Raw genomic sequence first — 13,233 nt, 5'->3', positions numbered from 1 at the left:
ATTTATATTTTATTAGTTACAAGCTTTACCGAAATTGTTGACCGTCCCCCAGCGATCCCCACATGAAACCCATGAAAAATAGCGAAATACTAAAACAAAACCCCTATTACCAACACAAGAAAAACCAGACAAAACCCACTGTTTAAGTATATTCAACAGCTTAGTCAGATATAATATTCCCCCCAAAACAATTAACACAATAAGTACAAAACTTTATTCGAAGTGAAATAGCGATATAAACGCCAAAAAATTGAAACAATACTCCACAATAAAAAAATTCAGGGAATGACTACAATAAATTGAACAAAATGGCGCCAGCAAACCCTAGAAAAAGGGCATGTAATCCAACACGGTAAAAATATAGAAGAATAAAAAACAAAGCCTAAAGAAAAGAGCACACCCGCGCCCAACTTAATAAATAAAATTTTTTGAATAAATTATGAACTCAATAAAATGTGCTCAATCATCCAATTGAAGGCAGGAAGAAAGGGAATATTAGGAACTTAGAGGCAAGCTAACGGGGCAGCATTAGCTACCCCTTTAAAAATCTATTTACGTAAAAACTCCAACATCCACTTGGCAACCATATTCTCGTGAATATCGTTTTGTAGGGAGGCCTGCCCCTTTTCCACTACATCAGAACCAAACGCCTCTCGGCGCAATTCCATCAGGCTATTGGAATAAGGCTTGGTAAATTCAGGGTGGGCTTGGAAGGTGAGCATATGATCATCAACCTGGAGCATCGCCATTGGGCAGAAATCATTAGATGCCAGCACACGGCCGCCGGGAGGTAGAGTATCCACTTGGTCCTGATGGGTAACCAGCAGGTTAAAGCTATTCGTAGGCTCCGACATCCAGGAGGGTGTTTCCTGCATTTCATAAGAATGTACCCCCAATCCCCAGCCCTTATCAGATTTGCGGGCCCTTCCACCCAGTGCCTGAGCGATCAACTGGTGGCCAAAGCAGATTCCAATGGTAGGTTTTTTCTGGTCGTGTAGCTTCCGCACGAAGTCCATTAGGGGTGGTATCCACTCCTTATCGTCATAGACACCGGTTTTACTGCCAGTAATCAAATAGGCATCCACTTCATCAATCTGGGCTGGGTACTGTCCGTGCTGTACCTCATAGGTAGAGAACTCCAGTGTGGGGTCCTGGCTGCGCAATAGGTCTGCGAACATCTCCGGGTATTCACCGTATTCGCCCACCAATTCCTTGCGCACATCGTCGGTTTTTAAAACTCCAATCTTCATTATTTCACCCCTCGGTTGACTGCTGAGTTTTCGGATTATGGCATATTAAGAAATTCTGGGCGGCATGCGTGAGGCTCAAACAGACCACCTAAAACACCACCCCCTGAGTTTCGATTAGTTGTGCAGAGGTATCCCCTCGTTTCAATAGCCTGCCAAGATAACCCTCTTCTAAACAGGGTTTTACCGACCCACTAACCAATATCATTCCAGCGCCGGCATTCTTACCTAAAGGACTTTTGTGTATCATCGCGCCCTTAGCACATTTTTCAGCCAATTATTGGGCTAACGGGTATCCCAGAGGCAATTAGGGCTACTCGCTAACGAAATTGAGGACACACAATGACCACAACGACCTCCCCCAGCAACCAGCAGGAAAGCCCGCCGGGACGCAAAACAGCCTTTACCCGCTTCCTGGATGTGGTGGAGTGGCTAGGCAATCTGCTCCCCCACCCCATCACCCTCTTTGCGCTCTTTGCTGTGGGTGTGGTGATACTTAGCGGTATAGCCTCCTACTTTGGCCTGTCTGTGGCAGACCCACGCCCGGTAGGTGCGGCGGGACGCGATCCCGATGGGGTGATTGAGGTCTTCAACCTAATGAGTGGCGATGGCCTTCGAATGATCGTCACCAGCCTGGTGAAAAACTTTACCGGATTCGCGCCGCTGGGTACCGTTCTCGTTGCCCTGCTTGGGGTAGGTATTGCCGAGCATTCCGGGCTACTGAGTGCCGCCGTTCGCGGTCTGGTGCTGCAGGCCTCCAAGCGCTCAGTCACCGTGATCGTGGTATTCGCCGGTATCATCTCCAACACCGCCTCTGAACTCGGCTATGTGGTACTGATCCCTCTTGCCGCTATGATCTTCCACTCCCTGGGCCGCCACCCTCTCGCCGGGTTGGCAGCGGCCTTTGCCGGTGTTTCCGGCGGCTACAGTGCCAACCTGCTGCTGGGCACAGTGGACCCGCTCCTATCGGGGATTACTGAATCCGCTGCGCATATGATCGACCCTACCTATAGCGTTGGGCCGGAAGTGAACTGGTTCTTTATGATCGTCAGTACCTTCCTGATCACCATTGTTGGCAGTTGGGTCACCATGGCCATCGTTGAACCTAAGTTGGGTAAGTACGACCCCAATGAGGCCTCCGTCGACCTGAGCCAGGACAAACTTGGTACGCTTACCGACGATGAAAAACGCGGCCTTAAGTACGCTGGCCTTGCGGTTCTGGCGGTCTCCGCTGTTTTTGCCCTGTCGGTGGTGCCCGAGTGGGGTGTGCTGCGCAACCCAGAAACTGGTCTGGTAGCCGGTTCGCCATTCCTGAAAGGTATTGTGTCTCTAATCCTTGTGTTCTTTGCGATCCCCGGCTTTGTCTACGGCAAGGTGGTCGGCACCATGAAGAATGACCGTGATGTCATTGATGCCATGGCCAAAAGTATGAACAGCATGGGGATGTACATCGTACTGGTGTTTTTCGCTGCGCAGTTTGTCGCCTTCTTCAAGGTGACCAATCTGGGGACTATTTTCGCCGTACTGGGCGCCGATGCCCTGCAGAGTATCGGCCTGACAGGCCCACTGCTGTTCCTGTTCTTTATCATGATGTGCGGATTTGTGAACCTGATGCTGGGCAGCGCCTCGGCACAATGGGCCGTTACCGCTCCAATCTTTGTGCCGATGTTGATGCTGCTGGGCTATGCGCCGGAGGTGATCCAGGCCGCTTATCGAATTGGCGACTCAGTGACGAATGTCATTACGCCGATGATGAGCTACTTCGGTCTGATCATCACCTTCGCCGCACGCTATAAGAAAGACCTGGGGATGGGGACATTGATCGCCACAATGATTCCCTACTCCATCTTCTTCTTTGTTGGCTGGACAGCCCTGTTCTATATCTGGGTGTTTGCCCTGGGCCTCCCCGTTGGGCCCGGTGCAGCAACCTATTACGGTGGCTAAAGCTCCGATTTTTAAAAAGGCCCGCTTTTAGCGGGCCTTTTTAATTTTGAAAGAAATGTGCAAATTAAAGCGCCTCACTGGGAGAGAAAGCTCAACAGCGCTTCAACAAAATCACTATAATCTTGAGCTCAATTGGTACCACCGAGCCAATACCGCATTTTATTGTCAGTCCTGACTAAAAAACTAATATTCCCGGTGACGCAGTCGTCATAAAACAAAAAGAGCTTAAAAGAGATAAAAGGGGATAAATTACCCCAAAAGGATCAATAAAAAGATTTATTTTCCACAGGGCAGTATTCGAGAAGCACCCTGAAGTTACCAATGGCCTTTAAAACATCTAAATAAAACGAGTAACATTACTCCGTAATAACATTTTGCGGAGATCGATACGCGGATTATCGCCAGCATAGACCTGCCCTGATCTAACTATCATTTATTTTTTCCGCTCAGGACGAGCACCGTGGTTGTGCCCTACCTTACCTTCTTTGAGAAGGTAAAGATTGCTATTGCCCTCCATTACAGACATTACAGGACGTCAATTCAGAGCAGGCCCTGGCCGAAGACTGTCCTCTAATTCAGTCGCTATAAAACCCCACTTGATAAATACCATGGGCCGTAAGGCTCTTTTTTATCCCTGGGTTCCGCCCTTATTCGATCTATTCCGACGGATTAACCCCTTCACCCTGGGAAATGTATAACAGCAATTTTTTCCCAGGGAATTCACAGGATTTATAAAAATTGACTCAACAAATAAGAACGACCCTGTTAACAGGCTTTTACGAGTTGGTGAGCCAATTAAAAGCTAGCCCTGAAGCCCTGCTAATCAGCTCACGTATCAACCCCCACCAGGTGGAAAGCCTGGATGGATATCTGGCGCTTGATCAGGTCGCCGAACTGGTACACAAGACCGCTAGCCAATTGAACTGTGCTGACTTTGGCCTGCGCCTCGCTCACAGCCAAGGTGCCGCCGCACTGGGTTCCCTTGGGGCGGCAGTATTGCAGTCCCTTACCCTCGGAGAGTTTCTGAACGCAGCGATAAAACAGCTGGGTAACTCACCCTATAATCTGCGGGTTGAACTCACCAAAAAAGGCAAGCATACGCACCTGGACTTTCTTTGTGTCGATGACCTCGAAGCCCAGCTCGGCGAGGACTCCCCCCTCGCCCAGCAACAGTGCCGGGAATTTCTGCTCGGCGTATCACTCGTGGCCCTCCAGCACCTGTGCGGCAGCAACTTTCAACTGGAAAGCGTCCATCTAAAAGCCGAGCGGCCGTTACACAGCCATTACGAAAACTTTTTTGGGGTTCCGGTGCGCTTTGGCAAGGAAACAGATGCGTTCATCCTAAATAGTAGCTCCCTGCTACAGCCCACCGAAAAGTGCAATCCAAGCCTGCGCCCACTGTTGAAAACCTACATCGAAGAGCTTCTGCAGCAGGGAGAATCCAGTTTAATAGAGCAGGTGCAGCAGCTAATCTACTGCCTGATGCCATTAAAGCGCTGCAGCCTGCAAGAGGTGGCCAACCAGTTGGGTATGCACAAACGCACCTTACAACGGCGGCTGCGGGACCGTGACTTGGTATTTGAAGATCTGTTAGATCGCATTCGCCGGGAGCGCGCCGAATACTATTTAAGCGGTAAACAGCCACCCATGTCCCAGATTTCCGATATGCTGGGCTATCGCGAACAGAGCTCTTTCAACCGCGCCTGTTATCGTTGGTTTGGCACCACTCCGATGCGCGTCAGACGCCAGCTAATGGCGCAGCTGGCTGCCCGAGAAGCGGCACAAGAGTTGGCGGAAGTCGAATAAGTAGAGCCAGTAGGGGCTTTGGCTGTATATACTCTGAGACAGCCAAAGCCTTTATCCAGCATCTCTACTCACCATCACCTTTTTTACTAACCATCACCTGTCCACCGGTTCCATCCAATCCAACCCAACCCTTCATAGTCACTACTTTGATTATGGTTATTGCGAAGGCAGGTTCACCACTCTATGCCCCTGCGGGCGGCAACCCCGGTATTGAACGCGTGTTTTTCCGCACGCATTTCACTCACAGTATCGGCAATATCTTTCAGGTACTGTTTGGCCCCTCGCCCGGTAATAATGACCGATTGCTCCCTGGGACGCTGTTGTATCGCCTGTAACACTGCTTCTTTGTCCAACCAACGGTAATTCAGGGCGTAGGTAAGCTCATCCAAAACCACCAGATAAACCCGTTCATCCCGCAACGCTTCCCGCGCCTTCTCCCAAAGTGCCATCGCCGCGGCTTTATCGGCCTCAAAGTCCTGAGTTTCCCAGGTAAAGTCCGTACCCATTTGGTGCCATTGCAACGGATGGGCAGCTCCCATTAACAGGTTCTTTTCTCCACACTCCCAGGTCCCCTTAATGAACTGAGTCACCACGGTGGAGTAACCAAAGCCCAGGGCTCGAGTGACAGTACCCATAGCCGCAGTAGTTTTGCCCTTGCCATCGCCGGTATAGAGAATCACGATACCGCGCTCATCCAGGGCTTTGGAAACTGCCTCATCCACAATTTTCTTACGGTTCTGCATTCGCGCCTTATGGCGACTATTTTTATCTTGTGATTCTGAGCTCATAAAAACCATCGAATACTAAAATAATAGGAAGGGAACTGATAAAGCTCACTTACATTCATTTTTAATCAGCCAGCACCATAAATTCGGAAATAAAATTCCAAATCAGATCGTCCTGCCAGAGGACATTATGACCGCCGGAAAAAATAGCCAAACGTGCATTGGGTATCTGCTGGAATAGGGCCTGCTGATTTTCAAAAGGAGCAACACTATCATAGCGTCCCGCGCAGATCAGTGTCTCCACTTCCAGTTCCGGTAAGCGCGTAAAGGTATCGTGACCCTTTCTCGCTTGGAGCTGTCGCGAACGGCATAGGGCACCCTCAGGCTTCTTCGCGGCCAGTTCACAGACTTGTCGATAATAACGGCTTAAAGTAGCATAAAGCGCGGATTCTGAGTTTATTCCGCCGGCAGTTTGTAAACGCCGGTCCCCTGCTGTCACCCACAAATTTACTTTTTCCTCGAGGCTCATTGCCTCGATATCGTAATTATGAAATGGAAATGAAGCGCCTCCATGACCTCCAGAGCTGGTGACCAATAAAATAAGTTTTTGCACCATCTGTGGATACTGTAAGGCAAACTCCTGGGCAACCATACCGCCAAATGACTCCCCCAACAAAAAAGCCTCCCGCCAGCCGAGATGATCCATCAGGCGTTTAAGGTCGAGAGCATAATCGGCCATATTGGGGGAGCCGAGCGGCGAATTAGACTGGCCGATGCCACGGGGATCGAAGGTCAGTATTTCAAACTGGTTTGCCAGCGGGGAATCAAAAATCGTCGGGGCTACTCTGAGGTCACTGAGAGTGCCGGGGTGAAATACCAGACGGGGACCATTTCCGCGAATTTCGAAATGCAATTCCACGCCATTATTACTAAATACCGCCACAAAATAGCTCCCAGAAAAAACCAGACGCTGCAATAGTAGCCGCCGGGAAGAGAAACACCGGAATTGAGTCGTTGAATTGTCAAAAGAGAGTGAACAGAGAGATAACCCAAAGGGCCATCTCTCGAAAGGTTTTTACAGGCTAAATTCTATACCCGCATAAACTGCCGCCCCTGCAGTGTAATAACCCGCAACTTCGCGATAGTTCCGGTCCAGCACATTTTCACCGCGTAGATTAACCCGCATATTGGGGGTAAGACGATACACTGCGTTCAGGTCTAATTTGGAGTAATTTTCCAACGCAATTTCCCTAATGGAGCCATTGCTCTCCCTTATGCGATTAATACGATCTTCTACCCGTTGCCAATTAGCGGTTAACGTCAACTTATCCTCCAACAATTGCTGGCTGAGGCCAAAGTTATAAACCCGCTGGGGAACGCCCTCACGCACAGCACCAGTGCTATTCTCTGTGTCGAGCCAAGTACCGCTAGCATGCCAATCTAAACCGCTATTCAAGCTACCATTCAGGGATAGTTCAATGCCTTCCGATTGGCTCTCGCCATCATCCTGTTCATAAATACCCAAATAGCCCACATCAGGATTATGAACAATTGCATCTGTAATTTCCTGGTCGAAATAGGTCAGCTCCGCCTGTAACAGCTGCGCCCACTGATATTCCAATCCCAACTCATAACCACGACTGGTCTCCGGACCCACTAACGCCACACCAGCAGAATTATTTAAACTGATTTCATTGGGGCTAGGCGCGCGATAGCCCGTTCCCAAGCTTGCGCGATACTTCACACGCTGCTCTTCGCCAATAGCAACCGGAATAGCTGCGGATACTCGCCAGCTATTGTGGTTCTCAGTTTCCAGGCTGTCACGGCGGTAACCCAGGGTGTAGAAAACTGTTTCGGCAAAATTACTGTGCCACTCGGTAAAAACACCAGTGCTTTCTAATACTTCTTTGGAAGGGGTAAAACTGCCGAATCGAGTGAAGAAGTCCGTTTGTTCGTATTCCCCACCCCAGAGTAATTTACCTGAAGCGAGTACTTTGCTACCGATATAATTGGCTTCTCGAATTTCACCTTGTGTAGTGAACAGCATCGCGCCGGGACTGATGCCCTCAACCCGATCAATCCCCTGCTGCGACAAACTCAGCTGGTGATTCCAAGAATCTATTTGATAATTACCACTGAGACTAAACAGCTCTTGATCATAGCGGCTCAGGCAATCGTTGGGTGTCAATGAATAGCAGCCATCAAACTCTGTTTCGGCATCGGTTTTTCGATATTGTCCCTCCAGGGAGAGGGTGTCATTTACCTGATAGCCGAGGCGCGCACTTGCAGTAAAGTTTTCATAACCATCCTTTTCCCCCGATGTATCCATTTCTCTCGCATTAAAACCATCGCTGGAAAAATCAGAGACATTCAGATCGTAATACCAGGAGCCAGCACTGCCACCGAGGCTGGCACTTGTACGCTCGGTGCCGTAGCGGCCAGCCTCTACCCCTGCCGTTGCGCGCACCGCTTCGCTTGACTTCTTGGTGATAATATTGATCACGCCACCGGCACCTGCACCATAGAGCATACCCTGAGGGCCGCGCAGCATTTCAATACGCTCAATATCCGCAGCCTGCAGGTGTTGTAACTGGACACCCACCTGCGGTGTGGTGGGATCGGCAATATTTACCCCATCCAGTAACACCAGGGTACGGAAGTTACTTTCACCGCGGATAAATAAGGAACTGACCTTGCCAGCACCGCCGCTGTTGCTGACAGCCACACCCGGCTGTGTTCGGATCACATCCAGCAGGCTGGTATAACCCAAGCGCTCGATATCGGCAGCATTAAGAATTGAAACAGAGACGCCCAGCTGGCTTTTGGGCAGATCCAGACGGCTGGCGGTCACCGTGATTTCTTCAAGGTTCTCAGCCAAAGACAACAGCGGTTGCGCCGCGCTAAAAACGGCAGCGGCTAATAAAGTTTTTTTCATTGTGGTTCCCCAATCTCGAACAGAAAAACGGATTGAGGGAGGGTGAGTACAATCGGTGCGCAACCCAGGCGGACACACTGACCAGACAAAGCCCTCCGCTTTATCCTCGAGGCCGGATTTAAAAATTCCGGCTTAGCGCCGAGGGCCGGTATCGGGCTTGTCATTTTGCAAAGAAAAATGATTTACCGTTGCGGGGGCAGCGCCGGACTCTGTGTACACATCACCGGACTTCCCGTTTACCCCAGCCAAGTGACATTGCACTGCTGGGCACCCAAAGCGGCGGCAAGTATAACAGCGTGGCTGACGCTTCCCCAGCGAAAGTGAGACGTTAAATCCACGGGGTAATTTTCAATAAAAATCAGTTTTCAAACGCCTCTCAGCCTCTTGCTCGCTTGCACACTTCTTTACCAGAAATCCACATTGCTTACGCATTCCTGAACTATGTTGGCTTGCAAGTGCTGGTTAAAAAATATCCCTGAGAAAGGAGTACCGGCCACCGGTGTCACCACAATCTGCACATTTGGGTGCAGGCAAACCCCATCCGCCCCCAAGGAGCACACCATGCATAAAGTCATTTTACCTATCGCCCTATTGGCCTTGATTTCCACCGCTACGGCACAACCGCGCAAACCCCCTCAGGAGGCTTTTGATGCCTGTAACGGCAAGTCTGAGGGTGATGCCTGCACTGTGGAAACCCCGCGCGGTACTTTAGAGGGAACTTGCCGTAAACCCCCTCAGGAAGAACAAATACTGTGTGTACCGACAAAAATGGAAGGCCGTGGACCTCGCAAAGATAAAGAAAAGGATTCTCAGTAAATTTTGCGGCCTCCCAGGGGCCGCGCAGTTTGGAAATGTCGTATGAAGAAGTGGTTTTTATTCAGCCTCGCCTGTGTTGCCCCCGCGGCCCTGGGCCATCTGCCACAAACTGCCGTTGAGGCCTGCCAGAGCCTCTCTACTGGCAGCAGTTGCACCATCAATCACAGCGCAGGACAGTGCTTCAGCTTATCTGAACAGCAAAGCCTGGTCTGTGTGCCAGACCAATTAGATATTGCCAGGGCCCCTATTCAGGATCGCGCTAATGGCAGACCACCGGCGCGCAAGCACCGGGTGGTACAGTCAGAAGGACTGCAATATAAAGTCCCCGCCGACCGTGACCCGATCACCTCGAGCCGTATTAAAGTCACTATTGAGGGCCCTTGGCGGGTGATTGAGGCCAACGGTATTTCCATACACAAAACCGGCGCCTTCCCCAACTCCGGTAATCCCCACGAAATAGAGATCCAGCGTTACAAATACCGAGTGCCTGCAAACCCCAAAGTGGCAAAAAAATCCACGCCGGTAACTCTGCAAAATTTTGGCATTGGCATTAACGGCGTGCCTTTTGATCCCAGCGCGGCGGAATGGTATTTGGGCAACCGCGGTATCTGGCGCTACGAGGCACTCTCCGGTGCCGTGCCTCTGGGTGTGGACGACAATTATGCCCATGTTCAACCGAACGGCGCCTACCACTATCACGGCCTGCCCACTGGACTGCTAACACGATTGCATGTAACGCCACAGCAGCATTCACCATTGATTGGTTGGGCCGCAGATGGTTTTCCCATTTACGCATTGTATGGCTATGAAGATGGCATGAGTGGGGAATCTAGTATCGTAAAAATGCATTCCAGCTATCGGGTAAAATCTGGACCTCGACCAAAAGGCAGTAAGCAACCTGGCGGCTATTACGACGGCACCTTTGTGGCGGACTACGAGTATGTTGAAGGGGCGGGCTCCCTCGATGAGTGCAATGGCCGCTTTGTGCGCACCCCGGAATTCCCCCAGGGCACCTATGCCTATTTCCTCACCGAAGAGTGGCCAATAATTCCGCGCTGCTACAAAGGCACACCGTCCGAAGACTTCCGCCGCGGACCCGCAATGGGGCGGCCGCAGCCCCCGCGCCGGCGATTTGGTTGAGATGAATAACTCTAGCCGCTGGATTTCCGCAACAAATCCAGCGGCACAAAATCGGCGATACCATCGCGCCAGCGGAATTCGCAACTCACTCCGTAAGCTTCGCCAATCAGCGCCGGGGTCAGCACCTCCTGCGGTATTCCCTGTGCCAGCATTTCACCATCCAGCATCAAGAGAATCCGATCACAAAATCGTGCCGCCAGGCTGAGATCATGCAGTGCCAACACCACGGTTTTGCCACTGTCGGCCAGACTGCGGAAGTTCTGCATCAGCTGAAGCTGATGACGAATATCCAGCGCCGCGGTGGGCTCATCGGCAATCAGCAACGGCGCCCGCCCCACTAACAGGCGGGCCAATTGCACACGGCGCAGCTCGCCACCGGACAATTGAGTGACCGGGCGCTGGGCAAATTCCTGCGCATCCACCAATAACAACGCCTGTTGAATTCTCTGCTCGCGATCCGGCAGACGCCCCCAAGGTAGTAATCCCAGCGCCACCATATCCGCCGCACTGAGAGACCAGGCCGGAGTTTCCGACTGCGGCAGGAAAGCCCCCAGCCGCGCGCGCTGGGCCGCCTTCATCTGCCCAGAGGCCAGACCATTTAACTCTACGCGCCCGCTACTGGGATTTTGAACTCCTGACAGACACTGCAACAGACTGCTCTTACCAGCCCCATTGGGCCCCACCACAGCGGTTAGCTCAAAGGGCTTAAATGCACAATGGATTCCACGCAGGACACTCTTGCGCCCACGCTCTAGCCCCAGCTCAATGCAAGCGGCCTCGATCGTTTGCTCACCCGCAATACTCACAACCACTGCCCCCTGCGCGCCGTCAAAATTAACCAGAAGAAAAAAGGTGCACCGATAAAGGCAGTGACCGCACCAATGCGCAGCTCCTGCGCGCCAACAAAATTAATCACCAGGATATCTGCCAGCAGCAACAGCAACGCTCCAGCTAAAGCACTGATCCACAGTAAGCGGGCGGGGTCCTGGCGCACCAGAGGGCGTACCAGGTGCGGCACCACCAATCCGACAAAACCGATGGTGCCAGCTACTGCCACAGCACCACCCACGGCACTGGCAATACCCAGCAGAATAAGAAAGGGATAGGCACGACTCTGGAAACCCAAGGAAGCTGCGCTGTCTTCGCCCAAGGCCAGCGCGCGCAAATAATTGCGCGTGAAAAACAGGCACAGCACCCCCACGGCCAAAAAGGGCAATGCCAAAAACAGCTGATCCCAGCCGCGATTGGCCAGCGAGCCCATCAACCAGAACACCACTTCCTGCATGGCGAACATGCTCGGCGCATAGTTAAGCGCCAGCGCAATCAGTGCCGATAGGAAAGCGTTAATAGCCACACCCGCCAACACCAGCCGCCCGGCACTGGCGCCCCGCCCCGCCAACAGCCACACCGCCGCCGCCGCGCTAAAGGCACCACCGATAGCCAGAGCTTGCAGCAGCCAACCGGATTTCCAGGCGGCGCCATAATAGAGAAACAGTACCGCCGCCAAAGCCGCACCGCTGGAAACACCGAGCAGGGCCGGCTCCGCCAGGGGATTGCGCAACATCCCCTGCATGGCCGCGCCGCCCATTCCCAGGGCAGCGCCCACCAATATCGCCAACAGAGCGCGGGGCAGCCGCAACTGCCACAGGATCACCGCATCGCTACTCTGGCCACTCCAGCCCTCAGCCAGCGCACTGGAAAGATCCACCGAAACCGGGCCGCTGCCCAATGCCCCGAGCAGGGCCAGCGGCAGGGCCGCCAGCAATAGAAAAACCGCGTTTTTATTGTGCTTGAACAAGGGCTTCCCTCTTTTCCATCAGCTGCTGCAACGTATTCACCATCGCAAGTACCGGGCACAGGCTCAGTTGTTTCGGCAGGGTATAGGTGCGACCGCTATCGATATAGCGCTGTAACACCGGGTGGCGAGCGGCCAGATAAGCCAGAGCGAAATGCTGTTCGCTACCATAGAACACCAACAAATCCGGCTGCAGGGCGATCACTTCTTCCAGACTGATACGAGCCAGCCCCTGAGCGCTGGCGAGATTGTCAAAACCGGCGCGCTGCAGCAGCTGATGCTCCAGCATGCCGCTGCCGTAAGTGATGTTATTGGCGGAGAGAATCACCGCGCTGGCGCGCTGTTTTGCGACGGGCTGATCGAGTAGTTGCGCCAGCGCGCGTTTTTGCTGTTGCAGCGGTGGGAGCGGGCCCAGTACGGCTTCTAAAGCACCGAGTTGTTGTTGTAACTGCTCCAGGCTGTAGGCATCGGGAATAGTTACCACATTCACCCCCAGAGACTGCAGCCGCTCCGCCGCACGCTGGGCACCGTACTGCCCGGCAAGCACCAGATCTGGCTTTAATGGCAGCAGCTCCTCGGCGCGGGCGCGATTGAGCTGAACGTGTTCGGGAATCGGCAGGGAGCGATACTGTTCGGCGGCGGACAGCCAGGTCAGAGAGGCAATATCCGCAGGTTGTGCCCAGTTCAGCAGTACTTGGTCCAGACACAGGTTCAACGAAGCAATGCGCTCATAGGCCTGAACTTTCGCGGCCAGAATGAACACTGCACCGAGTAATAATTGCCAGCAGATAAGGTTGCGCCTGGGTGTGCGGGCACTCATCCGGC

Annotated in this window: 11 protein-coding genes and 1 riboswitch; of the genes, 4 read left to right on the top strand and 7 right to left on the bottom strand. The window is 52.4% G+C overall.

Going from position 1 to position 13,233, the window contains the following annotated elements:
* Positions 1–548: 548 nt before the first annotated feature.
* Positions 549–1,250: a glutamine amidotransferase-related protein gene (locus ACXAFI_RS01820; protein WP_475107453.1), complete on the bottom strand. Its 702-nt coding sequence runs from the start codon at positions 1,248–1,250 to the stop codon at positions 549–551.
* A 339-nt stretch (positions 1,251–1,589) separates the two neighbouring features.
* Between ACXAFI_RS01820 and ACXAFI_RS01815 the strand changes: the two genes are divergently transcribed.
* Together ACXAFI_RS01815 and ACXAFI_RS01810 are read left to right on the top strand one after the other, a co-directional pair.
* Positions 1,590–3,191 (top strand): AbgT family transporter, encoded by a 1,602-nt coding sequence (locus ACXAFI_RS01815; protein ID WP_152454934.1) that lies wholly within the window; start codon positions 1,590–1,592, stop codon positions 3,189–3,191.
* Between the two features lie 738 nt (positions 3,192–3,929).
* Positions 3,930–4,997 (top strand): AraC family transcriptional regulator, encoded by a 1,068-nt coding sequence (locus ACXAFI_RS01810; protein WP_475107452.1) that lies wholly within the window; start codon positions 3,930–3,932, stop codon positions 4,995–4,997.
* A 173-nt stretch (positions 4,998–5,170) separates the two neighbouring features.
* Here the strand turns inward: ACXAFI_RS01810 and cobO are convergent, their stop codons facing one another.
* The 3 genes from cobO to ACXAFI_RS01795 all read right to left on the bottom strand — a co-directional run bounded on the left by cobO (position 5,171) and on the right by ACXAFI_RS01795 (position 8,657).
* Entirely contained in the window at positions 5,171–5,785 is a 615-nt protein-coding gene (cobO, locus tag ACXAFI_RS01805) for a cob(I)yrinic acid a,c-diamide adenosyltransferase (protein WP_475107451.1), read from the bottom strand.
* A 61-nt stretch (positions 5,786–5,846) separates the two neighbouring features.
* The gene (locus tag ACXAFI_RS01800; RefSeq protein ID WP_475107450.1) at positions 5,847–6,665 is read right to left on the bottom strand and encodes an alpha/beta fold hydrolase; all 819 of its coding nucleotides are present in this window, start codon (positions 6,663–6,665) and stop codon (positions 5,847–5,849) included.
* Positions 6,666–6,797: 132 nt separating this feature from the next.
* The gene (locus ACXAFI_RS01795) at positions 6,798–8,657 is read right to left on the bottom strand and encodes a TonB-dependent receptor plug domain-containing protein (protein ID WP_475107449.1); all 1,860 of its coding nucleotides are present in this window, start codon (positions 8,655–8,657) and stop codon (positions 6,798–6,800) included.
* Between the two features lie 126 nt (positions 8,658–8,783).
* A riboswitch (cobalamin riboswitch) is annotated at positions 8,784–8,947 on the bottom strand.
* Positions 8,948–9,218: 271 nt separating this feature from the next.
* On the opposite strand from ACXAFI_RS01795, the gene ACXAFI_RS01790 reads away from it, so the two are divergent.
* Positions 9,219–9,473, top strand: coding sequence for a hypothetical protein (locus ACXAFI_RS01790; protein WP_152454939.1), 255 nt, complete (start codon positions 9,219–9,221; stop codon positions 9,471–9,473).
* Positions 9,474–9,515: 42 nt separating this feature from the next.
* Complete coding sequence (locus ACXAFI_RS01785) at positions 9,516–10,613, top strand: YHYH protein (RefSeq protein WP_475107448.1); 1,098 nt, start codon at positions 9,516–9,518, stop codon at positions 10,611–10,613.
* A gap of 11 nt (positions 10,614–10,624) precedes the next feature.
* On the opposite strand, the gene ACXAFI_RS01780 is transcribed toward ACXAFI_RS01785, so the two are convergent.
* From ACXAFI_RS01780 to ACXAFI_RS01770, 3 genes are read right to left on the bottom strand one after another with little or no spacing between them, the layout of a single operon-like run.
* Entirely contained in the window at positions 10,625–11,419 is a 795-nt protein-coding gene (locus tag ACXAFI_RS01780; RefSeq protein ID WP_475107447.1) for an ABC transporter ATP-binding protein, read from the bottom strand.
* Positions 11,416–12,411 (bottom strand): FecCD family ABC transporter permease, encoded by a 996-nt coding sequence (locus tag ACXAFI_RS01775; RefSeq protein WP_444920102.1) that lies wholly within the window; start codon positions 12,409–12,411, stop codon positions 11,416–11,418. The genes ACXAFI_RS01780 and ACXAFI_RS01775 overlap by 4 nt, the downstream gene beginning before the upstream one ends.
* Positions 12,395–13,228, bottom strand: coding sequence for an ABC transporter substrate-binding protein (locus ACXAFI_RS01770; RefSeq protein ID WP_475107446.1), 834 nt, complete (start codon positions 13,226–13,228; stop codon positions 12,395–12,397). Before ACXAFI_RS01770 ends, ACXAFI_RS01775 begins: the two co-directional genes overlap by 17 nt.
* Positions 13,229–13,233 lie beyond the last annotated feature (5 nt).

It is taken from the genome of Microbulbifer sp. ABH2_005 (assembly GCF_056160005.1).
The sequence above is the reverse complement of the archived record's forward strand: the minus strand, read 5'-3'. Positions and strand labels throughout refer to the sequence as shown.